This is a genomic window from Streptococcus pasteurianus (assembly GCF_004843545.1).
Lineage (GTDB): Bacteria > Bacillota > Bacilli > Lactobacillales > Streptococcaceae > Streptococcus > Streptococcus pasteurianus.
This window is the reverse complement of the sequence record NZ_CP039457.1, coordinates 67968-90000: the sequence shown is the minus strand read 5'-3', so window position 1 is coordinate 90000 and position 22033 is coordinate 67968. Positions and strand designations below refer to the sequence as shown.

Here is a 22033-nt window from a genome sequence, read left to right as displayed (position 1 = left end):
TTTCTCCGCTACCCACAAGTCATCCAAGCACTTTTCAACGTGCCCTGGTTCGGGCCTCCAGTGAGTTTTACCTCACCTTCACCCTGCTCATGGGTAGGTCACATGGTTTCGGGTCTACGACATGATACTAAAGCGCCCTATTAAGACTCGGTTTCCCTACGGCTCCGTCTCTTCAACTTAACCTCGCATCATATCGTAACTCGCCGGTTCATTCTACAAAAGGCACGCTCTCACCCATTAACGGGCTCGAACTTGTTGTAGGCACACGGTTTCAGGTTCTATTTCACTCCCCTCCCGGGGTGCTTTTCACCTTTCCCTCACGGTACTGGTTCACTATCGGTCACTAGAGAGTATTTAGGGTTGGGAGATGGTCCTCCCGGATTCCGACGAGATTTCTCGTGTCTCGCCGTACTCAGGATACTGCTAGGGTTTAAGATTATTTCGATTACGAGGCTATTACTCTCTTTGGCTTACCTTCCCAGGTAATTCTTCTATAATCTTGCGTCCCACAACGCAGTCCTACAACCCCGATGTGTAAACACATCGGTTTGCCCTCTTGCCGTTTCGCTCGCCGCTACTAAGGCAATCGCGTTTGCTTTCTCTTCCTGCAGCTACTTAGATGTTTCAGTTCACTGCGTCTTCCTCTTCATTACCTTAACAGTAATGAGTGACATGCTTCACATGCCGGGTTCCCCCATTCGGACATCTCTGGATCAATGTTTACTTACAACTCCCCAAAGCATTTCGTCGTTAGTCACGTCCTTCATCGGCTTCTAGTGCCAAGGCATCCACCGTGCGCCCTTATTAACTTAACCTTATTTTGGTCTATTGACCTTAAACTCATTAAATCACAGCGTTTCGGTTTATTTCTTGTTACTTTCTACAATTATTTCTAATTGTGGAATTTGATATAGATATTCAATTTTCAATGGACAATCACTTTGAATCTTTCGATTCAATGGAGCCTAGCGGGATCGAACCGCTGACCTCCTGCGTGCAAAGCAGGCGCTCTCCCAGCTGAGCTAAGGCCCCACAAGACCTCTCAAAACTAAACAAGACTACCAAACGTGCTTCCGTTTTTCCTTAGAAAGGAGGTGATCCAGCCGCACCTTCCGATACGGCTACCTTGTTACGACTTCACCCCAATCATCTATCCCACCTTAGGCGGCTGGCTCCTAAATGGTTACCTCACCGACTTCGGGTGTTACAAACTCTCGTGGTGTGACGGGCGGTGTGTACAAGGCCCGGGAACGTATTCACCGCGGCGTGCTGATCCGCGATTACTAGCGATTCCGACTTCATGTAGGCGAGTTGCAGCCTACAATCCGAACTGAGATTGGCTTTAAGAGATTTGCTTGCCGTCACCGACTTGCGACTCGTTGTACCAACCATTGTAGCACGTGTGTAGCCCAGGTCATAAGGGGCATGATGATTTGACGTCATCCCCACCTTCCTCCGGTTTATTACCGGCAGTCTCGCTAGAGTGCCCAACTAAATGATGGCAACTAACAATAGGGGTTGCGCTCGTTGCGGGACTTAACCCAACATCTCACGACACGAGCTGACGACAACCATGCACCACCTGTCACCGATGTTCCGAAGAAACTTTCTATCTCTAGAAATAGCATCGGGATGTCAAGACCTGGTAAGGTTCTTCGCGTTGCTTCGAATTAAACCACATGCTCCACCGCTTGTGCGGGCCCCCGTCAATTCCTTTGAGTTTCAACCTTGCGGTCGTACTCCCCAGGCGGAGTGCTTAATGCGTTAGCTGCGGCACTAAGCCCCGGAAAGGGCCTAACACCTAGCACTCATCGTTTACGGCGTGGACTACCAGGGTATCTAATCCTGTTTGCTCCCCACGCTTTCGAGCCTCAGCGTCAGTTACAGACCAGAGAGCCGCTTTCGCCACCGGTGTTCCTCCATATATCTACGCATTTCACCGCTACACATGGAATTCCACTCTCCCCTTCTGCACTCAAGTTTAACAGTTTCCAAAGCGAACAATGGTTAAGCCACTGCCTTTAACTTCAGACTTATTAAACCGCCTGCGCTCGCTTTACGCCCAATAAATCCGGACAACGCTCGGGACCTACGTATTACCGCGGCTGCTGGCACGTAGTTAGCCGTCCCTTTCTGGTAAGTTACCGTCACTGTGTGAACTTTCCACTCTCACACACGTTCTTCTCTTACAACAGAGCTTTACGATCCGAAAACCTTCTTCACTCACGCGGCGTTGCTCGGTCAGGGTTGCCCCCATTGCCGAAGATTCCCTACTGCTGCCTCCCGTAGGAGTCTGGGCCGTGTCTCAGTCCCAGTGTGGCCGATCACCCTCTCAGGTCGGCTATGTATCGTCGCCTTGGTGGGCCGTTACCCCACCAACTAGCTAATACAACGCAGGTCCATCTACTAGTGATGCAATTGCATCTTTCAAGCATCTAACATGTGTTAAACACTGTTATGCGGTATTAGCTATCGTTTCCAATAGTTATCCCCCGCTAGTAGGCAGGTTACCTACGCGTTACTCACCCGTTCGCAACTCCTTCTACTCTAGCAAGCTAAAGTAGTCAGCGTTCTACTTGCATGTATTAGGCACGCCGCCAGCGTTCGTCCTGAGCCAGGATCAAACTCTCATTTAATCTTGTTCTCATTCTGTCACTGACAGATTTATTTCTTAACAGGTCGATTTCTCAACCCGCACGTTTGGTTCGTCTTGTTCAGTTTTCAAAGGTCTTTGTCTCTCGTGAGACAACTTCTATATTCTATCAAATCTAAAACAGCTTGTCAACTACTTTTTTAAAGTTTTTTTCAAATCTGTTTCAATCTGATTACTGCTGAACATCTCGGACAACAGCTATATTAGTGTATCATCTCAAACTTACTTTGTCAACTTCTTTTTTAGATTTTCTGTAAGCCTGACTCCTGCTCTCTTACGACAGCTCAACTAGTATACTAAACTTAAGATAAACTGTCAACTACTTTTAGAAAATTTTTTGATTAAAATATAACTTTCACTTGAAAACCAAATTTCAAGTGAAAGTTATATTTTATAAAAACTCTCTAGGAGATTGATAAGCAAGCACTTTTTGGGATAGTTTTTACCCCAGTATTCAATAAATATGACTTATTGTTACATCGCTTTTTTACTTCCTTTAGGTAACCAACGCCTAGTAAGTCTGTTGTAGTTCTCATTCGTTCCCCTCTCCCAAAACGAATAGGGGTGTGCATAATAAATATTCTCAAGGTCAAAATGTCTGCTAGGCGAATGATTTGATAGCGATTCTTTCTATCGCCTAGTGTCAACCGACACTTGTTTTTTCCCGTGTCTGAATCACGGTATCAATCTCAAAATCATCTACGTTCTCACGCTTGTTGATACTCGCTGGTCGTTCTTCAATAGAGTTTCCGACAGGCTTAAAGTCAGGACTAGCTTGCTTCTTCTTAGCTTTCACTTTTCGAGGATAAAACAAGGCTGGCTTTGCTCACTCCTAACTGCCCATGATGAATCCAGTAATAGATTGTTGAAATAGAAACAGGAACTCCCTTTGCTTTGACCATCATTTCAGGCGAGTATTTCTGTTTGAGGTAGTGAACAATCTGTTCTTTAAGCTTCTGAGTCAGAGAGGTTTTCTTAACAGAATGCTTACGGTTATTCTCATAGCCTTCCTAAGCAAAGTCAGCTGAGTAATAAACCTCCAATTGCCTTCTACGTACCTGTTGTCTAACTTGTCCCAGCTTGGCTTCGTTGTTAATGGTTTGAGAAGCTTTAGTTAATTTTCTAGCGATTTCACGATTAGAGTGACCTTCTTTGAGTCAACGTTCAATATTTATAGAGTCTGCTAGTGTTAAATGGTCCCCTTTTGGTGTGTAATAGTCTTGCGTATCAGACTCCTTCTAATTGTTGTTATGGTAATTACAATTATCTCTCTCTGAGATGTTTTTTGATACACTCAAGTGACTAATTTCATTTTTGAACACTTCAAGCATCAGAAGCGTTTTATTTACCGTAAATAGCTATTTTTATAGTTTACAGTACTTTTCTTTAATAAATTTTATAGGGCTGAATTTAGCCATTAGAATGCGTTTTACGGCTATTATAATCATACATCGCATTTGTGGTAAAATAGTGGCTCCGTATACCTAAAAACTATATAAATTTCAAAATAATTTAGCTTTTCCTTTGCAAAATAGTTTTTTCACCATCCACAAAAGTAAGAAAAAACGCATTTACCTCACGTTAAACATCAAAAAAGCAAGAACAAATGTTGTTCTCGCTAGAAGTTAACTCTGGCACCCACTACGGTTGACAAAGAGCAAAAAACCCAAAAACGCCTGCTTACGAAGTGTTTCTAATCTAGAGACATTTCGTAAACAAGCGTTACTAAAAACACCAATATGATGAGTGTTCCCGCTAGGAAAAACCCTAGCGGTAGACCAGAGCTAGACTAAGAACTTTTTAGTTCCATCATCATAACACTCAACAAAATTGATAAAAATTATACTAATTCAATGATTGCCATTGGAGCAGCATCACCACGGCGAGGTTCTGTTTTAAGAATACGAGTGTATCCACCGTTGCGTTCTGCATAACGAGGTGCGATTTCATCAAAAAGTTTTTGAAGAGCTGTTTGTGAAGTGTATTTCTCAGTAGCTTCATCAAAGTTTTCAGATGCAATTTCATTACGTACGAAAGCAGCTGCTTGACGACGAGCATGAAGATCACCGCGTTTACCTAAAGTAATCATTTTTTCAACTGTTTTACGGATTTCTTTAGCACGAGCTTCTGTTGTTACAATAGATTCGTTAATCAAAAGATCTGTTGTCAAATCACGAAGCATTGCTTTACGTTGTGAGCTAGTGCGTCCTAGTTTACGGTAAGCCATTTTATCCTCCTATATTATTTATCATTTTTGAGTCCTAGTCCAAGATCAGCAAGTTTAACTTTGACTTCTTCAAGGCTCTTACGACCAAGGTTACGGACTTTCATCATTTCGGGCTCAGTTTTTTCTGTTAAATCAAATACGGTATTAATACCTGCACGTTTAAGACAGTTGTATGAGCGAACTGACAAATCAAGTTCTTCGATGGTACGGTCCAGCACTTTCTCATCGTTCACTTTCTCAGTTTCTTTCATTACATCAGTGTTTTTAGCCACTTCTGTAAGGTCAGTAAAGAGGTTCAAGTGTTCGATCAAGACACGAGCAGAAAGACCTAAAGCATCTTCAGGAATAATTGTGCCATTTGTCATGATTTCGAGTGTTAATTTATCAAAGCCATCATTGCTACCTACACGAGCAGGTTCAACTTGATAATTAACTTTTTTCACTGGTGTGTAGATTGAATCTACAGCCAATGTTCCCACTGGAGCATCTTCTTTTTTGTTACCTTCTGCTGGGACATAACCACGGTTTTTAGCGATAGTCATTGTAGCTTTTAAACTGTGTCCTTCAGCGATTGTAAAGAGATAGTGGTCAGGGTTGACGATTTCGACATCGCTATCTGTTAAAATATCTCCCGCAGTAACTTCTGCTGGACCTTCAACGTCAAGTTCGATAATTTTTTCATCATCAACATAAGATTTTACTGCAAGTCCTTTAATATTAAGGATGATTTGCATAACATCTTCGCGTACACCTGGAATAGTGTCAAATTCGTGGAGTACTCCATCAATTTTAATTGATGTTACTGCCGCACCTGGGAGTGAAGACAAGAGTACACGACGAAGAGAATTACCTAGAGTTGTCCCATAGCCACGTTCAAGTGGTTCAATGACAAATCTACCGTAATCTTTATTTTCATCAATTTTTGTTATTATTGGTTTTTCAAACTCAATCATTTATTATACTCCCTCGAAACGAATCTTGTGTACTATTAACAATTACGATTACACACGACGACGTTTTGGAGGACGAGCACCATTATGTGGCACAGGAGTAACGTCACGAATTGAAGTCACTTCAAGACCAGCAGCAGCAAGAGCACGAATAGCAGACTCACGACCTGAACCAGGACCTTTTACAGTAACTTCAACGGTTTTAAGACCATGTTCTTGTGCAGATTTTGCAGCAGCTTCAGCGGCCATTTGTGCAGCGAATGGAGTAGATTTACGAGAACCTTTGAATCCAAGAGCACCAGCTGATGACCAAGCAATTGCATTACCATGCACATCTGTAATCATAACAATAGTGTTATTGAATGTAGCGTGAATATGAGCAACACCAGATTCGATGTTCTTTTTCACACGACGTTTACGTGTTGGTTTAGCCAATTTTTTTACCTCCTATTTTATTTTTTCTTACCTGCAATCGCAACAGCTTTACCTTTACGAGTGCGAGCGTTATTTTTAGTGTTTTGTCCACGGACAGGAAGTCCACGACGGTGACGGATACCACGATATGAACCGATTTCCATCAAACGTTTGATGTTCAAGTTTACTTCACGACGAAGGTCACCTTCAACTTTAATTGCATCAACTTCACGACGGATAGCATCTTCTTGGTCTGATGTTAAATCTTTAACACGGATATCTTCTGAAACACCAGCTGCAGCTAAGATTTTCTTAGAAGTAGCAAGACCGATACCATACACATAAGTAAGTGAAATTACTACACGTTTTTCATTTGGAATATCAACTCCAGCAATACGAGCCATTTTTTCTCCTTTCTATAATTATCCTTGACGTTGTTTGTGTTTTGGATTTGATGGACAAATTACCATAACACGACCGTTACGACGAATAACTTTACAGTATTCGCAAATTGGTTTGACTGATGGTCTTACCTTCATTTTTTAATCCCTCCAATTATTTCGATTATTTAAAGCGGTATGTGATGCGTCCACGTGTCAAATCGTACGGACTCATTTCAACAGTAACACGGTCACCTACCAAAATACGAATGTAGTTTTTACGGATCTTTCCTGATACAGTTGCCAAGATTTGGTGTCCATTTTCTAACTCAACAGTAAACATTGCATTAGGCATCGTCTCAACAACTTTACCTTCAATTTCAATCACATCTTCTTTTGCCACGCAAAAGTACCCCCTAAATTTCGATTTGATGTCCTCTGAACACAGAGGTAACAATTATAAGCCAGACTAGCCTATTATATCATGTCTTTTCTACTTATGCAAGTAGAAAATTCTTAAATTATTTTAATGATGAGATAGCTTTAACAATATCTGCAAAAACATCATCAATGTCTTGATTACCTTGAATATCAAAGACAATACCTGCTTTGCGGTAATGTTCAATGATTGGTGCACCTTGAGCGATATTAACATCAAGACGGCGTTTTACAGTTTCAGGTTTGTCGTCTTCACGTTGGTAGAAATCATCTTCATTGTAGTCACCAACTGGTGGATTGAATACTTTGTGGAAAGTTTCGCCAGTTTTACGGTTGATAATACGACCACTTAAACGCTCAATAAGTGATTCTGGGTTAACTTCAATGTTAATCACACCATCTAATTTAAGCTCCAAGTTGTTAAGTGTTTCATCTAAAGCGTGTGCTTGTTCGATAGTACGTGGATAGCCATCAAGCAAAAAGCCTTTTCCTGCGATGTCATCTTGTGCTAAACGTTCTTTAACGATGCCGTTAGTAACTTCATCGGGTACAAGTTCACCTTTGTCAATGAATGATTTTGCAAGGACACCCATTTCAGTTTTATTTGCCATTGCAGCGCGGAACATATCTCCAGTAGAAATATGAGCTACACCAAATTTTTCAACAATTTTTGCTGCTTGAGTTCCTTTACCAGCACCGGGTAAACCCATGATTAAAAGATTCATGATAGTCTCCTTATTTTATTTTTAAATAAATTTAACACCGTAGTGCTAAACTTATTCAAAAACAAAATAGAAAGGTTGACTAGGTCAACCTGTATTCTATTCTGCTGTGTTCATAAAACCAACATACTGTCTCTTCAAAAGATAGCCTTCAAGTTGTTTCATACCTTCAATACCGGTTGAAATCAAGATAAGTAAGCTTGTTCCTCCAAGAGCAATACTGCTAGATAGGTTCATTGCTTGTTGAGCGATAATTGGTGTTAATGAAATAAACGCCAAGAAAATTGAACCCACAGTAGCTAATTTCTTCAAGAGTGAAGACATGTATTCTTCTGTTTCACGTCCAGGTCGAACACTAGGAATATATGACGCACCTTTTTGTAAGTTTTCTGCTGTTTTTTCAGGATTAACTTGCACAAAAGTATAGAAGAATGAGAATAAAATAATTAGCACCGCGTAAACTACCATACCGCTTGGTGTTTGGTAATTCAAGAATGATTCTAGAGTAGTTAACCAAGGAATGTCTTTTCCATTTGAAATCAACGGAATAATCGTACTTGGAATTGTTGTAATCGAGCTAGCAAAGATAACGGGAATGACGCCGGCCGGATTAATTTTTAAAGGAAGGTAAGAACTTGTAGGCGCACCTTGAACAAGTTTTGTATATTGAATTGGAATTTTGTATTCTGCTTGTTGAACAAAGGTTGTAAAAAATACAATTGCCAATACTGCCACAACCAACAAAGCTACAAAGATGTATGAAGATAATAAATCACTTGAACGTACATTCACAAAGAAATCTTCATAAATTGTTGAGATAGCATTTGGAATCGATGAAATGATACCTGCAAAGATAATCATTGAGACACCATTACCAAAACCTTTGTCGGTGATTTGCTCACCAAGCCATGTCACAATCATACTACCTGTTGTTAACAAGGCACCAATGAGAAGATAAGTCTTAACATTTGGTGTTGATACCAATGAAATATTTGAAAGAGTATTAAATCCTGCTGTAATACCAATAGATTGAACGAAAGCTAGGACGAGTGAAATATAGCGCGTTGCTTGATTAAGCTTACGGCGTCCTACTTCACCTTGTTTACTCCATTCAACAAATTTAGGTAAGATATCCATTTGCAACAGTTGAACGATGATAGATGCTGTGATATATGGGCTAACACCCATAGAAAATACAGAGAAATTGCTCATAGCATTACCAGAAACAAGGTTCAACATATTTAAGAAGGGAAGCTCCCCTAATTGTTCAAGACTTTTCGCATTGATACCTGGCACGGTAATATGTGTTCCAATGCGGAAAACCAAGATGATAAAAAGTGTAAAGAAAATTTTATTTCTAACATTTTTTACCTTTAGTGCATCTTTAAGTAATTTAAAGAACATACTAAGTCCTCCTCATTAGATGACTTCGATTGAACCACCTTTTGCAGTGATAGCTGCTTCAGCAGATTTTGAGAATTTAGCTGCTTTGACAGTCAATTTTTTAGTCAATTCGCCATTACCAAGAACTTTTACACCTGATTTTTCAGCACGGATAATTCCAGCTTCTTTAAGAACAACTGGAGTTACTTCAGTACCATCTTCAAAGACGTTAAGTTGGTCAAGGTTTACAAGAGCGTATTCTTTAGCGTTGACGTTCAAGAAACCACGTTTTGGCATACGACGGAACAATGGAGTTTGTCCACCTTCAAAACCAAGACGTACTTTACCACCGCTACGAGCTTTTTGACCTTTTTGACCACGTCCAGCTGTTTTACCATTACCAGATGAAGTACCACGACCTACACGGTTACGTACTTTACGAGAACCTTCTGCTGGTTTAAGTTCATGAAGTTTCATTATTAATTTTCTCCTTATTTGTAAAATGCTAGCGCCTCTATGAGGGGAAAGGACTCCCCATAGAAACTCGCCTATACTATATCTAGTTTAAGTCGCAAGAGGTTTCTCCGCGACTTAAACTTAAAATTATTATGTTAATTATTTAACATCTTCAACAGTTACCAAGTGTGAAACTGCAGTAACCATTCCACGAATAGCTGGTGTATCTTCTTTGACAACTGAACTATTCAATTTACCAAGTCCAAGAGCAGCAACTGTTTTGCGTTGTGCGGGAATGCGTCCGATTGGAGACTTAGTCAAAGTAATTTTAATTTGAGCCATTATTATCCCCTTTCTTAAGCTAAATCAGAAACTGAAACACCGCGAAGAGCAGCAACGTCTTCTGCACGTTTAAGTTGTTTCAAACCTTCAACAGTTGCACGAACAATGTTGATTGGAGTGTTTGAACCAAGTGATTTAGATGTAACATCTGCAACACCTGCCAATTCAATGACGGCACGTACAGCACCACCAGCGGCAACCCCAGCACCTTCTACAGCAGGTTTCAACAATACTTTAGCTCCACCGAATTCTGAACGAACTTCGTGAGGAATTGTTGTACCAACCATAGGTACTTCGATTAAGTTTTTCTTAGCGTCTTCAACAGCTTTACGAATAGCTTCTGGTACTTCTTGAGCTTTACCAGTACCAAAACCTACACGACCATTACGATCACCAACAACTACAAGAGCAGCAAAGCGGAGACGACGTCCACCTTTAACAACTTTTGTAACACGGTTGATAGCAACAACGCGTTCTTCAAGTTCAACTGCATTATCTTTAAATGCCATTATTAAGTGTCCTCCCTATTAGAATTTCAATCCGTTTTCACGAGCTGAGTCAGCCAAAGCTTTAACACGTCCGTGATAGAGATATCCACCGCGGTCAAACACCACTTCAGAAATACCTTTAGCTACTGCGCGTTCAGCAACAAGTTTACCGACAACAACGGCTTGTTCTGTTTTAGTTCCTTTAGAAACTTCTTTATCAAGAGTTGATGCACTTGCGAGCGTTACACCCGCTACGTCATCAATAACTTGAGCGTAGATGCCTGTATTAGAACGGAAAACGTTCAAACGTGGGCGATCAGCAGTTCCAGAGAGTTTACCGCGAACGCGACGGTGGCGTTTTTGGCGGATTTTATTTTTATCTGGTTTCGAAATCACAATTTTCACCTCTTAATTAATTGATTAATGTCAAAACGACACATTATAAATGCTAGAACATGGGCTTTGCAAAAGTAAGGCTTGCAAAATTTCCCACAATCTATTATTTACCAGTTTTACCTTCTTTACTACGTACGTATTCACCAACGTAGCGGATACCTTTACCTTTGTAAGGCTCTGGAGCACGAAGGCTACGGATGTAAGCTGCTGTTTGACCAACAACTTCTTTGTTGATACCGTTAACAACGATAGTAGTTGCAGATGGAACTTCAAATGAAACACCTTCCGGAGCTTCTACTTCGTCTTGGTGAGATTTACCTACAGAAAGTACAAGTTTTGAACCTTGAAGTTGAGCACGGTAACCAACTCCGCGCATTTCAAGTTCTTTTTTGAAACCTTCAGAAACACCAACAACCATGTTGTTCAAGTTAGCACGAGTTGTACCGTGGATTGTTTTCATTTCTTTTGAGTCATCTGGACGGTGAAGTGAAACTTCAGTGCCTTCAACTTTGATTTCAATATTTTTATTAAACTCACGAGTGAGTTCGCCTTTAGGTCCTTTGACAGTTACTACGTTATCATTGTTAGTAACTTCTACACCAGCAGGCAAGTTGATAACTTTATTACCAATACGTGACATAGTTTTTATTTTCTCCTGTTAGATTGTCAAGCCGCATATGCGACAAGTTTTCACGGGGCGACTATTATACAGAATAACTGTATCTATAGTCCATTATTTTTAGTAAGAAACTTTTTCAACAAAATTTGAAAAGAAGCTTTATCTTACCAAACGTAAGCAATAACTTCTCCACCAACGTTCTTTTGACGAGCTTCTTTGTCAGTCAAAAGCCCTTCTGATGTAGAGATGATTGCAATTCCAAGTCCGCTAAGGACTTTAGGAACATCTTCACGCTTTGCGTAAACACGAAGACCTGGTTTAGAGATACGTTTCAAGTTAGTGATAACACGTTCACCGTTTTGTCCGTATTTAAGGAATACGCGGATAATACCTTGTTTGTCATCTTCGATAACTTCAACGTTTTTCACGAAACCTTCGCGTTTAAGAATTTCAGCAATTCCTTTTTTGATATTTGATGCAGGTACTTCAAGCACTTCGTGTTTTGCTTGGTTAGCATTACGAATGCGTGTCAAAAAGTCTGCAATTGGATCAGTCATAACCATTATATATTTCTCCTCTTACTAGTAGTTTGAATATTTCACTTGCTAGTTAATGTCGCCCGAGTGGGCTGGTTGTATACTTCTCAGATGAAAAGCGAATTTGAACTCGCCCTATGAACTGTGCAAAATAGATAAATCGACTCGTTTGCAAGCAAACATCTTCGATTTCCTAACTTTGCTTTGTTCACCACGGGTTTAGTACCATAATTTTACCAAGACGCTTTAGTAACGCCTGGGATTTGTCCTTTGTAAGCTAACTCACGGAAGCAAACACGGCAAAGTTTAAATTTGCGGTAAACTGAATGTGGACGGCCACAACGTTCGCAACGAGTGTAAGCTTGCGTAGAGAATTTCGCAGGGCGATGATTCTTAGCAATCATAGATTTTTTAGCCAATTGATTTACCTCCTAAATTATTTTGCAAAAGGCATTCCAAGACCTTTAAGCAATTCACGACCTTCTTCGTCAGTGTTAGCTGTAGTTACGATAACAATATCAAGACCACGCACTTTATCAACATCATCAAAGTTGATTTCTGGGAAGATCAATTGTTCTTTCACACCAAGTGTGTAGTTACCACGTCCGTCAAAAGATTTTGTTGGGACACCGTGGAAGTCACGTACACGTGGAAGTGAAACAGTAACCAATTTATCTAAGAATTCGTACATACGTTCACCACGAAGGGTAACTTTTGCACCGATCGCTACACCTTCACGAAGACGGAAGCCAGCAATTGATTTCTTAGCTTTAGTAATCAATGGTTTTTGACCTGAGATAAGTGCCAATTCAGCAGCAGCTTTTTCAAGGTTTTTAGAGTTATTTACAGCATCACCAACACCCATGTTAAGAACGATTTTCTCAACTTTTGGAACAGCCATAACTGAAGTATAGTTGAATTTTTCAGTCAAAGCAGGAACGACTTCGTTAGTGTATTTTTCTTTTAAGCGATTTACCATTACTTATACTTTCTCCTTTCCTTCGTGATTAATCAAGCACTTCGCCTGATTTTTTGTTGTAACGAACTTTTTTGCCGTCTACAACTTTGTAACCAACACGTCCTGCTACACCATTTTTGTCAAGAACTTGTACATTAGACACATGGATTGGTGCTTCTTTTTCTACGATAGCACCTTGAGGGTTTTCGTTGTTTGGTTTTTGATGTTTTTTAACAATAGCAACACCTTCGACAACAACTTTGTTGACTTTAGGAAGAGCTTTAAGAACTACAGCTTCAACGCCTTTGTCCTTACCAGCAATAACGCGAACTTTGTCGCCTTTTTTTACAAACATTTGGTTTTTCTCCTATTATTTCTTACGCCCTAATGGGCACCCTGCAAATGCAGGGGACTTAGTTTGTGTTTTTTATTGATTAAAGTACTTCTGGTGCAAGTGATACGATCTTCATGAAGCCACCTTCACGTAATTCACGTGCAACAGGGCCGAAGATACGAGTTCCGCGAGGAGTTTTGTCATCACGGATGATTACTGCAGCGTTGTCATCAAATTTGATGTATGAACCGTCTGGACGGCGTGCACCAGATTTAGTACGAACAACAACAGCTTTTACGACATCACCTTTTTTAACAGCTCCACCAGGAGTAGCTTGTTTTACAGAAGCAACGATTACGTCACCGATGTTAGCGAATTTACGTCCTGAACCACCAAGAACTTTGATAGTCAAAATCTCACGAGCACCGCTATTATCAGCAACTTTCAAGCGAGTTTCTTGTTGAATCATTTCAAATTTCTCCTTTTAGTTTGATTAGATAATAACAGCTTCTTCCACTACTTCTACAAGACGGAAGCGTTTTGTAGCTGAAAGTGGACGAGTTTCCATGATACGAACGATATCGCCTTCTTTAGCAACGTTGTTTTCATCATGTGCTTTGTATTTTTTAGAATAGTTGATACGTTTACCATAGACTGGGTGGTTACGTTTAGTTTCAACTACAACAGTGATTGTTTTATCCATTTTGTCAGATACTACGCGTCCAACAAGGGTTTTACGTTGATTACGTTCCATTATTAGAATTTCTCCTTTCCCAATCTATTATTTCTTTTCAGATTGCACTGTTTTTACGCGTGCAATTTGTTTTTTAACTTCGTTCAAACGAGCAGTTTGATCAAGTTGACCTGCTGCAGCTTGGAAACGAAGATCGAAAAGTTCTTTCTTAAGTTCGTTTTCTTTCTTAGCAAGCTCTTCTTGAGAAAGACCACGAAGCTCTTTAACAAAATCTTTAATTTCTTGAAGTTTCATGATTTCTCCTTATTCTGCTTCACGTTTCACGAATTTAGTCTTAACTGGCAATTTGTGGCTAGCAAGACGAAGTGCTTCACGTGCAACTTCCTCAGATACACCAGCGATTTCAAACATCACTTTACCACGTTTAACTGGTGCTACCCAACCTTCAGGTGCCCCTTTACCAGATCCCATACGTACACCGATAGCTTTAGCAGTGTATGATTTGTGTGGGAAGATTTTAATCCAAACTTTACCACCACGTTTCATGTAACGAGTCATTGCGATACGGGCAGCTTCGATTTGACGGTTTGTGATCCAGTGGCTAGTAGTAGCTTGAAGACCGTATTCACCGAATGCGACTTCTTTACCACCTTTAGCTTCACCGCGCATTTTTCCACGGAATTCGCGACGGTGTTTAACACGTTTAGGTACTAACATTTGTTATTTGCCTCCTTTAGTGTTTTTACGAGCTGGAAGAACTTCACCACGGTAAATCCAAACTTTAACACCAAGTTTACCGTAAGTAGTGTCAGCTTCTTCCCAAGCGTAGTCAATATCTGCACGAAGTGTATGAAGTGGAACAGTTCCTTCTGAATAACCTTCACTACGAGCGATATCAGCACCGTTCAAACGACCAGATACTTGAGTTTTAATACCTTTAGCACCTGCACGCATTGTACGTTGGATAGCTTGTTTTTGAGCACGACGGAAAGCAACACGTTGTTCAAGTTGACGTACGATGTTTTCACCAACAAGGTGTGCGTCCAAATCAGGTTGTTTGATTTCAACGATGTTGATGTGAACTTGTTTTCCAGTCAATTTGTTAAGTTTAGCGCGAAGAGCGTCAACATTAGCTCCACCTTTACCGATAACCATACCTGGTTTAGCAGTGTGAAGTGAAACAATTACTTTATTTACAGCACGTTCAATTTCAATACGTGAAACTGAAGCGTCTGCCAATTCTGTTTGAATGAATTTGCGGATTGCAAGATCTTCATGAAGGTAATCCGCGTATTCTTTTTCAGCATACCATTTCGCATCCCAATCACGGATGATTCCGACACGCATACCAATTGGATGTACTTTTTGACCCACGATTTTACCTCCTTATTTTTCTGACACAACTACTGTGACGTGAGTTGTGCGTTTGTTGATTGGTGAAGCTGAACCTTTAGCACGTGGACGGAAACGTTTCATAGTTGGTCCTTCGTTTGCGAAAGTTTCAGATACTACCAAATTAGCTTTTTCCAAACCAAAGTTGTTTTCTGCATTAGCGATAGCAGAGTTAAGAACTTTTTCAACTACGCGAGCTGCTTTGTTTGGGGTGAATTTCAAGATTGCGATTGCGTCAGCAACATTCTTACCACGGATAAGATCAAGTACAAGACGTGTTTTACGAGGTGAAACACGGACTGTACGAGCCATTGCTTTAGCTGAAGTAATTTCTGCCATTGTGTCCTCCTCCTATTAACGACGTGTTTTCTTATCGTCAGCTGCGTGACCTTTGTAAGTACGAGTTGGCGCGAATTCACCAAGTTTGTGACCTACCATGTCTTCTTGGATGTAAACTGGTACGTGTTTACGTCCATCATAAACTGCGATTGTATAACCAATGAAACTTGGGAAAATCGTTGAACGACGTGACCAAGTTTTAATTACTTTTTTCTTTTCGTCATTTGCTTGAGCTTCAACTTTTTTCATCAAATGCTCATCGACGAAAGGTCCTTTTTTAAGACTACGTCCCATTTTGTAGTTTTCTCCTTTAAAATATAGTACCACAGCGGCCTGTGTGCAAAATGCACACTACCGAGCTGGCGGATGATTATTTAACTAAGCGACTGAATTATTTATCGTTACGACGACGAACAATAAGTTTGTCAGATTTAGCTTTTTTGTTACGCGTTTTAAGACCAAGCGCAGGTTTACCCCAAGGAGTAGATGGCGCTTTACGTCCAACTGGTGCTTTACCTTCACCACCACCGTGTGGGTGATCATTAGGGTTCATTACAGAACCACGAACTGTAGGACGGATACCCATCCAACGGCTACGACCAGCTTTACCAAGGTTTACAAGTGATTGCTGTTCGTTACCAACTGTACCGATTGTAGCACGGCAAGTACCAAGAATCATACGAACTTCGCCTGATTGAAGACGAACAAGCACGTATTTACCTTCTTGACCAAGGACTTGTGCAGAAGCCCCAGCAGCACGAATCAATTCAGCACCTTTACCTGGTTGAAGTTCGATATTGTGAATAACTGTACCAACAGGGATGTTAGCAAGCGGAAGAGCGTTACCAACTTTAATATCTGCATCTGGGCCTGAAACGATACGTTGACCAACTTCAAGTCCTTTAGGCGCAAGGATATAAGCTTTCACACCGTCAGTATAATGTACAAGAGCGATGTTAGCTGTACGGTTTGGATCATACTCAATAGTTTTTACAACTGCTTCAACGCCATCTTTGTTACGTTTGAAGTCAATCAAACGGTAGTGACGTTTGTGACCGCCACCCTGGTGACGTACAGTGATGCGACCGTTGTTGTTACGACCAGCTTTGTTTTTAAGTGAAACAAGCAATGATTTCTCAGGAGTGCTTGTAGTGATTTCAGCAAAATCCAAAGAAGTCATATTACGACGACCATTTGTCGTTGGTTTATAAGCTTTAATACCCACGTTATTTCCTCCTTAGATTATTCAGCTTCAGCTGCAAACAACTCGATTGCTTTAGAATCAGCTGTAAGAGTGATGATAGCTTTTTTAGTTTTTGAAGTGAAACCAGTGTAACGACCAACACGTTTTGCTTTTGGTTTAACTGTTACAGTGTTCACGTTTGCAACTTTAACTCCATCAAAAGCAGCTTCAACAGCTTGTTTGATCAAAAGTTTGTGCGCACGAGAGTCAACTTCGAATGTATATTTACCTGCTTCGAGGTCGTACATTGATTTTTCAGTGATTACTGGTTTTTTGATTACGTCGTACAAATTCATTATGCAAGAACCTCCTCGATTGTAGAGATTGCTTCTTTAGTAACAAGAAGTTTGTCGCTGTTTACGATATCAAGAACACTTGCAGTTGTTGCAGTTGCAACTTTAACGTTTGGAAGGTTACGTGCAGAAAGAGCTGCAAATTCGTTTCCTTCTTCAAGGATTACAAGTACTTTTGAGTCAACGTTAAGAGCTGAAAGTACGTTTGCGAATTCAGCAGTTTTTGGAGCTGTAAACGAAAGGCTTTCTACAGCTACAAATTTATCTTCAGCAACTTTAGCTGAGTAAACTGATTTCAATGCAAGGCGACGAACTTTTTGTGGAAGTTTGTATCCGTATGAACGTGGAGTTGGTCCGAAGACTACACCACCACCACGCCATTGTGGTGAGCGGATAGAACCTTGACGAGCACGTCCAGTTCCTTTTTGACGCCATGGTTTACGACCACCACCAGATACGGCAGAGCGGTTTTTAACTGCGTGAGTACCTTGGCGAAGGCTAGCACGTTGGCTGATAACGACATCAAATACTACTGATTCGTTTGGTTCGATACCGAAGATAGCGTCGTTCAACTCAACTGAGCTAACTTCTTTACCAGTTTGGTCAAATAGTTTTACGTTTGCCATTTTAACTGTTTTCTCCTTTCTTATTATTTAGCAGCCTTAACTGCTGATTTGATAGTGATAAGAGATTTCTTAGCACCCGGTACGTTACCTTTGATAAGAATAACGTTTTTCTCTGGGATAACTTGAACAACTTCAAGGTTTTGGATTGTCACACGGTTCCCACCCATACGTCCTGCTAAGTGTTTGTTTTTGAAAACACGGTTAGGCGCAACAGGTCCCATAGAACCTGGACGACGGTGATAACGAGAACCGTGAGCCATTGGCCCACGAGATTGACCATGGCGTTTGATAACACCTTGGAAACCTTTACCTTTAGATGTACCAGTTACATCAACAACATCTCCAGCTTCGAATGTATTAACTGTGATTTCTTGCCCAACTTCCAAGCCTTCAATGTTTTTGAATTCACGAATGAAGCGCTTAGGAGCTGTGTTAGCTTTTGCTACATGGCCTTTGGCAGGTTTGTTGCTCAACACCTCACGTTTGTCGTCAAAACCAACTTGAACTGCTTCATAACCGTCTGTTTCAACAGTTTTCACTTGAAGCACAACGTTTGGAGTTGCTTCGATGACAGTAACAGGGATAAATTCACCAGATTCAGTGAAGATTTGAGTCATTCCCACTTTTTTCCCTAAGATTCCTTTTGTCATGAGAGAATATTTCCTTTACTTTAATTTATTTAAAAAGTTTTTAACGAGCGTTTTTTGTGCTCAATCATCAAATCCTTATTAGAGTTTGATTTCTACGTTAACACCACTTGGAAGATCCAATTTCATCAAAGCGTCAACTGTTTTTTGAGTTGGGTTGATGATATCGATCAAGCGTTTGTGAGTACGCATTTCAAATTGTTCGCGTGAATCTTTGTATTTGTGAGTCGCACGAATAATTGTGTACAAGCTACGTTCAGTTGGAAGTGGAACCGGTCCAGCAACTGTAGCACCTGTACGTGTTGCAGTTTCAACAATTTTTTCTGCCGCTGTATCAAGTGTACGATGTTCGTATGCTTTCAAACGGATACGGATTTTTTTGTTTGCCATCTTTTTCTCCTTTTCGTCTATTTAAGATAATAGGCTAGCTCCTCAAGAAAACCAACACACCTTTGCGTGGCAATGCAACCGAGCGTGTCGCAACCTCTTGTATCATAGCTAAAGTTACTGTATTTACAGCACCAGTATATAATATCAGATTTGACAAGAGTTTGCAAGGTTTTTTATCGGATTTTTTTAGTTTTTTTCCAAGAAAATGTTTTCAGGTACTACCAACATTTTAAGCATTGACAAAAAAATCAGGCAATCACCTGATTTCTTACATATATAGTTAGCAAAAAGCACTTTGAGTAGGAAGAAACTATCTTTGGAACAAAAAGATGTTATTTATTTCTTGATTCTAGAATTAATTTTTTGAGGACAGGACCTAATAAAAAGATTTGAATTGAAAACACCATTGGAAAATTAAACGTTAGCGTGGTTAAAACCGTTGGAATGAAATTTCCCCATGGATGCTTAAATAAAATAGACGAAACAACTGCCATACTTGGATACATCACACAGACTGTGGAAATCCTTTGTATCGTTGGTCACATGAACGCAGGAATTTCTTCAGACTTTGCCAGTATTGACATCAAGCGAACTGCAATTGGTCCACTGAAGAAGTCTTGAATGAGAAAAACGATGCTTGTAATCCACCGTACTTCTTTCAATACGTCCAAAACTAAACATAGTTGGCACCACCGTTATTAAGTGATAAATTGTAATATTCCATGCAAAAAACCATAGCAAATGCCATCCAAAACAATTCCGTTTTTAGAGCAATCTATTCTAAAATGAATAATTTTAAACAACAAAGGAGTGGGCAAAACCACTCCTCTATCGCTGAACAAATTCTAAAAAGTGACTAGCTGCTTTTGATAACAGGGCATTTTTCTTATAATAAATGACGATTTCTGTCTCGATATGCGGAAGAACAGGCACTAGTTTCACCAGATTTCGCGTATTGATATAGGAAATAGGTTTTGCCATTAATAGCGAAATGCCCATTCCTTTACTAACAAGGTCGATAATATTTTCAGCACGCTTTCCTGTATAAGCAATTGACAACGTAAAGCCAGCTTGACGACAAACTTGAAGTGAAATGTTATGCATGACAGAATGAAGAGGTAAGAATAAAAGTTCTTCATTTTTCAATTCCGACAAGTCAATCAGAGCTTGGTTAGCCAAGGAGTGATCATTTAGTAACACCGCAACCAAATAATCCGTCATGAAATTGATTACTGCAAAATCATCCAAATCCTCTGTAACTTCTTTTGGGGCTGACAATCGACGAATAAAAATCAAATCACATTCATCATTTCGAAGCCTCTGTTTAAGTTACCCAGCCTCACCTTCAATAATGCTCAGATTAATTTTTACATTCGCCTTTTTAAAATCAATGAGCATATCTGTGATACTATAAGGAGTCATAATTGGAATTGAGCCGATTGTCAAAGTTTGCTCTTCAGCTTCCTTGAGATTAATAAGCGCCGTATTACATTAGTGCTAGATATCAATTAGCTGCTGAGCGTATTTGAGAAATACTTTTCCTGCTTCATTGAGTTTAACTTGACGTGTCGTTCGGTCAAATAGAGTTGTTCCAAGTTCAGCTTCCAAAGATTTTATATGTTTTGACAAGCTAGATTGCGAAGTAAATAAGTTCTCCGCTGCTTCTAGATAATTTTCTGTCTTTGTTAAGGCAATAAATTCTTTCACATGATTCAGTTCCATAGCGTTACTTCCTGAAATAAGTTCTTTATTGTAGCATAACAAAAATCACAAAACTTTTCTAATGATTATTTTTTTAATTAGGTTGTGTCAATTGCTTCATATATTTTTTGTAAAGGGAGTATAAGAAAAGCCAACGGAAAATATTATCTACTAATGTCGCTAACCAAACACCTGTCAAACCAAGTTTTAGGCTAACTCCCAACACATACCCTGAAATAATTCGAATGACCCACATTCCAAATGTTGTGGCGTAAAATGGAAGTTTTGCATTACCTAAACCTTGCCACGCTGCTGTGTAAATAAGTGTACCTGCTGTTGCTGGACCACCGACAAAAGAATAAAACAACACAACAAGGCTAGCTGCCAGCGCTGTTTGGTTGGTCGTGAAAAGATAAGTCAAATGACTACCAAATACATAAACCAAGGCACCGACACAAAGCATCATAATCATCGAAATCAAATACGAATCACGTACCAGTTGTTTAATATCTTTGGTATTTTTTTGTCCAAGACTATGTGCTACAAGAATAACAGTTGCTGTCGCAACACCCATTCCTGGCATATAATTAAACTGCGTCAAGGTTTCCCCAATAGCATTTCCTGCAACGAATTCTGTACCAAATTTGACAATAATCGCAACGATAACCACATCACCAGCACGCATCATTAGACGTTCACCAGCCGCAGGCAAGGCTATTTTCAACAAATCACTATCCAAATGCCATTTTATCGTTTTTAAAATATTGCTCATCGGCAATTGACTTGCTAACAACAATGTACCGATAAAACGTGACAAGACCGTTGAGCAAGCAACACCAGCAATACCCCAGTGAAAAACAAAAACAGATACCGCAGAAAAAATCGCATTTAAAACATTGCTCAATAAACTAACATACATTGGTAACTGTGGTTTGCCTAAAGCACGCAAAAACGCACTCAACGTTGTCATCAAACCAAGACTAAGAATCAAACCACCAACAATCGCCAAATACAGACCACCCGCTTGTGTAACCGTTGTTTCTGTTCCTAGCCAATGAAGAATTGTTTTTCCAAAAAGCAAGGAAAAAAGCCCTAGAACTAAACTAAGACCTAGTGTTACCAAAATCGCTTCAGACTGATATTGCACCGTCTTTTCATTATTTTCTTCACCACGACTTTTAGCTACCAGACTTGAAACCGCAGCTCCGAGAGCAATGAAAACAGCTTGATAAATTGTCATAATATTATTAGCAACAGAAACACCTGAAACGGCAATCAAACCAACCTGAGCAACAAGGTAGTTGTCAACCACTCCCATCAGCATCTGCAGCAAATTTTCCATCATAGCAGGAAAAGCCAAGTGAATAATTTTCTTTGTTTGTTTCATACCCTTATCGTAACAGAAAGAAAAG

The 22033-nt window shown here is 40.0% G+C and carries 33 protein-coding genes, 1 tRNA gene, 2 rRNA genes and 2 pseudogenes (1 of these 38 running past the window's edge); 1 reads left to right on the top strand and 37 read right to left on the bottom strand.

Going from position 1 to position 22033, the window contains the following annotated elements; genetic code table 11:
• The 34 genes and pseudogenes from E8M05_RS00630 to rpsJ form a co-directional block, all read right to left on the bottom strand.
• Positions 1 to 815, bottom strand: a 23S ribosomal RNA gene (locus E8M05_RS00630); it reaches 2086 nt to the left of the window's first position.
• Between the two features lie 144 nt (positions 816 to 959).
• Positions 960 to 1032: transfer RNA gene (locus E8M05_RS00625), tRNA-Ala, on the bottom strand.
• 55 nt (positions 1033 to 1087) lie between these two features.
• A 16S ribosomal RNA gene (locus tag E8M05_RS00620) occupies positions 1088 to 2636 on the bottom strand.
• The 16S and 23S rRNA genes sit together here with 1 tRNA gene alongside, the layout of an rRNA operon.
• A gap of 358 nt (positions 2637 to 2994) precedes the next feature.
• Positions 2995 to 3229, bottom strand: a pseudogene (locus E8M05_RS11915) (IS30 family transposase); the annotation flags it as partial.
• A 67-nt stretch (positions 3230 to 3296) separates the two neighbouring features.
• Complete coding sequence (locus tag E8M05_RS11910) at positions 3297 to 3467, bottom strand: hypothetical protein (RefSeq protein WP_003062892.1); 171 nt, start codon at positions 3465 to 3467, stop codon at positions 3297 to 3299.
• A gap of 1026 nt (positions 3468 to 4493) precedes the next feature.
• Positions 4494 to 4880: a 50S ribosomal protein L17 gene (rplQ, locus tag E8M05_RS00610; RefSeq protein WP_003062890.1), complete on the bottom strand. Its 387-nt coding sequence runs from the start codon at positions 4878 to 4880 to the stop codon at positions 4494 to 4496.
• A 14-nt stretch (positions 4881 to 4894) separates the two neighbouring features.
• On the bottom strand, positions 4895 to 5833 hold the full coding sequence (locus tag E8M05_RS00605) for a DNA-directed RNA polymerase subunit alpha (protein ID WP_003062888.1): 939 nt from the start codon (positions 5831 to 5833) through the stop codon (positions 4895 to 4897).
• Positions 5834 to 5881: 48 nt separating this feature from the next.
• Entirely contained in the window at positions 5882 to 6265 is a 384-nt protein-coding gene (rpsK, locus tag E8M05_RS00600; protein ID WP_003062885.1) for a 30S ribosomal protein S11, read from the bottom strand.
• A gap of 17 nt (positions 6266 to 6282) precedes the next feature.
• Positions 6283 to 6648, bottom strand: coding sequence for a 30S ribosomal protein S13 (gene rpsM / locus E8M05_RS00595; protein WP_003062883.1), 366 nt, complete (start codon positions 6646 to 6648; stop codon positions 6283 to 6285).
• An 18-nt stretch (positions 6649 to 6666) separates the two neighbouring features.
• Positions 6667 to 6783, bottom strand: a complete 117-nt coding sequence (rpmJ, locus tag E8M05_RS00590; protein WP_002959355.1) for a 50S ribosomal protein L36 — start codon at positions 6781 to 6783, stop codon at positions 6667 to 6669.
• Between the two features lie 25 nt (positions 6784 to 6808).
• Entirely contained in the window at positions 6809 to 7027 is a 219-nt protein-coding gene (gene infA, locus E8M05_RS00585) for a translation initiation factor IF-1 (protein ID WP_001040189.1), read from the bottom strand.
• 118 nt (positions 7028 to 7145) lie between these two features.
• Positions 7146 to 7787, bottom strand: coding sequence for an adenylate kinase (locus E8M05_RS00580; RefSeq protein ID WP_003062880.1), 642 nt, complete (start codon positions 7785 to 7787; stop codon positions 7146 to 7148).
• Positions 7788 to 7883: 96 nt separating this feature from the next.
• Positions 7884 to 9188, bottom strand: coding sequence for a preprotein translocase subunit SecY (gene secY / locus E8M05_RS00575; RefSeq protein WP_003062878.1), 1305 nt, complete (start codon positions 9186 to 9188; stop codon positions 7884 to 7886).
• A 15-nt stretch (positions 9189 to 9203) separates the two neighbouring features.
• Positions 9204 to 9644: a 50S ribosomal protein L15 gene (rplO, locus tag E8M05_RS00570; RefSeq protein WP_003062876.1), complete on the bottom strand. Its 441-nt coding sequence runs from the start codon at positions 9642 to 9644 to the stop codon at positions 9204 to 9206.
• A gap of 138 nt (positions 9645 to 9782) precedes the next feature.
• A complete protein-coding gene (gene rpmD / locus E8M05_RS00565) occupies positions 9783 to 9965 on the bottom strand; it encodes a 50S ribosomal protein L30 (RefSeq protein WP_003062874.1) in 183 nt (60 codons plus the stop codon).
• Between the two features lie 14 nt (positions 9966 to 9979).
• A complete protein-coding gene (gene rpsE, locus E8M05_RS00560) occupies positions 9980 to 10474 on the bottom strand; it encodes a 30S ribosomal protein S5 (protein WP_003062871.1) in 495 nt (164 codons plus the stop codon).
• A gap of 18 nt (positions 10475 to 10492) precedes the next feature.
• On the bottom strand, positions 10493 to 10849 hold the full coding sequence (rplR, locus tag E8M05_RS00555; protein ID WP_003001342.1) for a 50S ribosomal protein L18: 357 nt from the start codon (positions 10847 to 10849) through the stop codon (positions 10493 to 10495).
• A gap of 103 nt (positions 10850 to 10952) precedes the next feature.
• On the bottom strand, positions 10953 to 11489 hold the full coding sequence (rplF, locus tag E8M05_RS00550) for a 50S ribosomal protein L6 (protein ID WP_003062866.1): 537 nt from the start codon (positions 11487 to 11489) through the stop codon (positions 10953 to 10955).
• Between the two features lie 143 nt (positions 11490 to 11632).
• Positions 11633 to 12031, bottom strand: coding sequence for a 30S ribosomal protein S8 (gene rpsH, locus E8M05_RS00545; protein ID WP_003062864.1), 399 nt, complete (start codon positions 12029 to 12031; stop codon positions 11633 to 11635).
• A 206-nt stretch (positions 12032 to 12237) separates the two neighbouring features.
• A complete protein-coding gene (locus tag E8M05_RS00540; protein ID WP_003062863.1) occupies positions 12238 to 12423 on the bottom strand; it encodes a type Z 30S ribosomal protein S14 in 186 nt (61 codons plus the stop codon).
• A 17-nt stretch (positions 12424 to 12440) separates the two neighbouring features.
• The gene (gene rplE / locus E8M05_RS00535; RefSeq protein ID WP_003062861.1) at positions 12441 to 12983 is read right to left on the bottom strand and encodes a 50S ribosomal protein L5; all 543 of its coding nucleotides are present in this window, start codon (positions 12981 to 12983) and stop codon (positions 12441 to 12443) included.
• Positions 12984 to 13011: 28 nt separating this feature from the next.
• Positions 13012 to 13317 carry a 50S ribosomal protein L24 gene (gene rplX, locus E8M05_RS00530; RefSeq protein WP_003062858.1) on the bottom strand — a complete coding sequence of 102 codons (306 nt, stop codon included), beginning with the start codon at positions 13315 to 13317 and terminating at the stop codon, positions 13012 to 13014.
• 79 nt (positions 13318 to 13396) lie between these two features.
• Positions 13397 to 13765 carry a 50S ribosomal protein L14 gene (gene rplN, locus E8M05_RS00525; protein WP_003062856.1) on the bottom strand — a complete coding sequence of 123 codons (369 nt, stop codon included), beginning with the start codon at positions 13763 to 13765 and terminating at the stop codon, positions 13397 to 13399.
• A 24-nt stretch (positions 13766 to 13789) separates the two neighbouring features.
• Positions 13790 to 14050, bottom strand: coding sequence for a 30S ribosomal protein S17 (gene rpsQ / locus E8M05_RS00520; RefSeq protein WP_002885836.1), 261 nt, complete (start codon positions 14048 to 14050; stop codon positions 13790 to 13792).
• A gap of 27 nt (positions 14051 to 14077) precedes the next feature.
• Positions 14078 to 14284: a 50S ribosomal protein L29 gene (gene rpmC / locus E8M05_RS00515; protein WP_003062854.1), complete on the bottom strand. Its 207-nt coding sequence runs from the start codon at positions 14282 to 14284 to the stop codon at positions 14078 to 14080.
• A 9-nt stretch (positions 14285 to 14293) separates the two neighbouring features.
• Positions 14294 to 14707, bottom strand: coding sequence for a 50S ribosomal protein L16 (gene rplP, locus E8M05_RS00510; RefSeq protein ID WP_003062852.1), 414 nt, complete (start codon positions 14705 to 14707; stop codon positions 14294 to 14296).
• A 3-nt stretch (positions 14708 to 14710) separates the two neighbouring features.
• Positions 14711 to 15364, bottom strand: coding sequence for a 30S ribosomal protein S3 (gene rpsC / locus E8M05_RS00505; RefSeq protein ID WP_003062850.1), 654 nt, complete (start codon positions 15362 to 15364; stop codon positions 14711 to 14713).
• Between the two features lie 12 nt (positions 15365 to 15376).
• Positions 15377 to 15721 carry a 50S ribosomal protein L22 gene (rplV, locus tag E8M05_RS00500; protein ID WP_003062848.1) on the bottom strand — a complete coding sequence of 115 codons (345 nt, stop codon included), beginning with the start codon at positions 15719 to 15721 and terminating at the stop codon, positions 15377 to 15379.
• 15 nt (positions 15722 to 15736) lie between these two features.
• Positions 15737 to 16015 (bottom strand): 30S ribosomal protein S19, encoded by a 279-nt coding sequence (rpsS, locus tag E8M05_RS00495; protein WP_000533765.1) that lies wholly within the window; start codon positions 16013 to 16015, stop codon positions 15737 to 15739.
• Between the two features lie 97 nt (positions 16016 to 16112).
• The gene (gene rplB / locus E8M05_RS00490) at positions 16113 to 16946 is read right to left on the bottom strand and encodes a 50S ribosomal protein L2 (RefSeq protein WP_003062844.1); all 834 of its coding nucleotides are present in this window, start codon (positions 16944 to 16946) and stop codon (positions 16113 to 16115) included.
• Positions 16947 to 16963: 17 nt separating this feature from the next.
• Positions 16964 to 17260 (bottom strand): 50S ribosomal protein L23, encoded by a 297-nt coding sequence (locus E8M05_RS00485; protein ID WP_003062842.1) that lies wholly within the window; start codon positions 17258 to 17260, stop codon positions 16964 to 16966.
• Positions 17260 to 17883, bottom strand: a complete 624-nt coding sequence (gene rplD, locus E8M05_RS00480; RefSeq protein ID WP_003062840.1) for a 50S ribosomal protein L4 — start codon at positions 17881 to 17883, stop codon at positions 17260 to 17262. Before rplD ends, E8M05_RS00485 begins: the two co-directional genes overlap by 1 nt.
• A 23-nt stretch (positions 17884 to 17906) precedes the next feature.
• Complete coding sequence (rplC, locus tag E8M05_RS00475; protein WP_003062838.1) at positions 17907 to 18533, bottom strand: 50S ribosomal protein L3; 627 nt, start codon at positions 18531 to 18533, stop codon at positions 17907 to 17909.
• A 78-nt stretch (positions 18534 to 18611) separates the two neighbouring features.
• Positions 18612 to 18920 (bottom strand): 30S ribosomal protein S10, encoded by a 309-nt coding sequence (gene rpsJ / locus E8M05_RS00470; RefSeq protein ID WP_002885653.1) that lies wholly within the window; start codon positions 18918 to 18920, stop codon positions 18612 to 18614.
• Positions 18921 to 19364: 444 nt separating this feature from the next.
• Here rpsJ and E8M05_RS11195 point away from each other — a divergent pair, with 444 nt between their 5' ends.
• Positions 19365 to 19541, top strand: coding sequence for a hypothetical protein (locus E8M05_RS11195; RefSeq protein WP_156141568.1), 177 nt, complete (start codon positions 19365 to 19367; stop codon positions 19539 to 19541).
• Between the two features lie 207 nt (positions 19542 to 19748).
• Here the strand turns inward: E8M05_RS11195 and E8M05_RS11370 are convergent.
• The 3 genes and pseudogenes from E8M05_RS11370 to E8M05_RS00455 form a co-directional block, all read right to left on the bottom strand.
• Positions 19749 to 20234 (bottom strand): annotated as a pseudogene (locus tag E8M05_RS11370) (LysR family transcriptional regulator substrate-binding protein); the annotation flags it as partial.
• A 183-nt stretch (positions 20235 to 20417) separates the two neighbouring features.
• Positions 20418 to 20642 (bottom strand): LysR family transcriptional regulator, encoded by a 225-nt coding sequence (locus tag E8M05_RS11365; protein ID WP_003062833.1) that lies wholly within the window; start codon positions 20640 to 20642, stop codon positions 20418 to 20420.
• A 73-nt stretch (positions 20643 to 20715) separates the two neighbouring features.
• A complete protein-coding gene (locus tag E8M05_RS00455) occupies positions 20716 to 22008 on the bottom strand; it encodes an MATE family efflux transporter (protein WP_003062831.1) in 1293 nt (430 codons plus the stop codon).
• Between the last annotated feature and the right edge of the window lie 25 nt (positions 22009 to 22033).

What these genes read in the sequence shown, in the direction of transcription:
- rplQ (WP_003062890.1), bottom strand. Translation starts at nt 4,880, where the DNA reads ATGGCTTACCGTAAACTAGGACGCACTAGCTCACAACGTAAAGCAATG.
- E8M05_RS00605 (WP_003062888.1), bottom strand. Translation starts at nt 5,833, where the DNA reads ATGATTGAGTTTGAAAAACCAATAATAACAAAAATTGATGAAAATAAA.
- rpsM (WP_003062883.1), bottom strand. Translation starts at nt 6,648, where the DNA reads ATGGCTCGTATTGCTGGAGTTGATATTCCAAATGAAAAACGTGTAGTA.
- rpmJ (WP_002959355.1), bottom strand. Translation starts at nt 6,783, where the DNA reads ATGAAGGTAAGACCATCAGTCAAACCAATTTGCGAATACTGTAAAGTT.
- E8M05_RS00580 (WP_003062880.1), bottom strand. Translation starts at nt 7,787, where the DNA reads ATGAATCTTTTAATCATGGGTTTACCCGGTGCTGGTAAAGGAACTCAA.
- secY (WP_003062878.1), bottom strand. Translation starts at nt 9,188, where the DNA reads ATGTTCTTTAAATTACTTAAAGATGCACTAAAGGTAAAAAATGTTAGA.
- rplO (WP_003062876.1), bottom strand. Translation starts at nt 9,644, where the DNA reads ATGAAACTTCATGAACTTAAACCAGCAGAAGGTTCTCGTAAAGTACGT.
- rpmD (WP_003062874.1), bottom strand. Translation starts at nt 9,965, where the DNA reads ATGGCTCAAATTAAAATTACTTTGACTAAGTCTCCAATCGGACGCATT.
- rpsE (WP_003062871.1), bottom strand. Translation starts at nt 10,474, where the DNA reads ATGGCATTTAAAGATAATGCAGTTGAACTTGAAGAACGCGTTGTTGCT.
- rplF (WP_003062866.1), bottom strand. Translation starts at nt 11,489, where the DNA reads ATGTCACGTATTGGTAATAAAGTTATCAACTTGCCTGCTGGTGTAGAA.
- rpsH (WP_003062864.1), bottom strand. Translation starts at nt 12,031, where the DNA reads ATGGTTATGACTGATCCAATTGCAGACTTTTTGACACGCATTCGTAAT.
- rplE (WP_003062861.1), bottom strand. Translation starts at nt 12,983, where the DNA reads ATGGTAAATCGCTTAAAAGAAAAATACACTAACGAAGTCGTTCCTGCT.
- rplX (WP_003062858.1), bottom strand. Translation starts at nt 13,317, where the DNA reads ATGTTTGTAAAAAAAGGCGACAAAGTTCGCGTTATTGCTGGTAAGGAC.
- rplN (WP_003062856.1), bottom strand. Translation starts at nt 13,765, where the DNA reads ATGATTCAACAAGAAACTCGCTTGAAAGTTGCTGATAATAGCGGTGCT.
- rpsQ (WP_002885836.1), bottom strand. Translation starts at nt 14,050, where the DNA reads ATGGAACGTAATCAACGTAAAACCCTTGTTGGACGCGTAGTATCTGAC.
- rpmC (WP_003062854.1), bottom strand. Translation starts at nt 14,284, where the DNA reads ATGAAACTTCAAGAAATTAAAGATTTTGTTAAAGAGCTTCGTGGTCTT.
- rplP (WP_003062852.1), bottom strand. Translation starts at nt 14,707, where the DNA reads ATGTTAGTACCTAAACGTGTTAAACACCGTCGCGAATTCCGTGGAAAA.
- rplV (WP_003062848.1), bottom strand. Translation starts at nt 15,721, where the DNA reads ATGGCAGAAATTACTTCAGCTAAAGCAATGGCTCGTACAGTCCGTGTT.
- rpsS (WP_000533765.1), bottom strand. Translation starts at nt 16,015, where the DNA reads ATGGGACGTAGTCTTAAAAAAGGACCTTTCGTCGATGAGCATTTGATG.
- E8M05_RS00485 (WP_003062842.1), bottom strand. Translation starts at nt 17,260, where the DNA reads ATGAATTTGTACGACGTAATCAAAAAACCAGTAATCACTGAAAAATCA.
- rplD (WP_003062840.1), bottom strand. Translation starts at nt 17,883, where the DNA reads ATGGCAAACGTAAAACTATTTGACCAAACTGGTAAAGAAGTTAGCTCA.
- rplC (WP_003062838.1), bottom strand. Translation starts at nt 18,533, where the DNA reads ATGACAAAAGGAATCTTAGGGAAAAAAGTGGGAATGACTCAAATCTTC.
- rpsJ (WP_002885653.1), bottom strand. Translation starts at nt 18,920, where the DNA reads ATGGCAAACAAAAAAATCCGTATCCGTTTGAAAGCATACGAACATCGT.
- E8M05_RS11195 (WP_156141568.1), top strand. Translation starts at nt 19,365, where the DNA reads ATGAAATTTCCCCATGGATGCTTAAATAAAATAGACGAAACAACTGCC.
- E8M05_RS11365 (WP_003062833.1), bottom strand. Translation starts at nt 20,642, where the DNA reads ATGGAACTGAATCATGTGAAAGAATTTATTGCCTTAACAAAGACAGAA.
- E8M05_RS00455 (WP_003062831.1), bottom strand. Translation starts at nt 22,008, where the DNA reads ATGAAACAAACAAAGAAAATTATTCACTTGGCTTTTCCTGCTATGATG.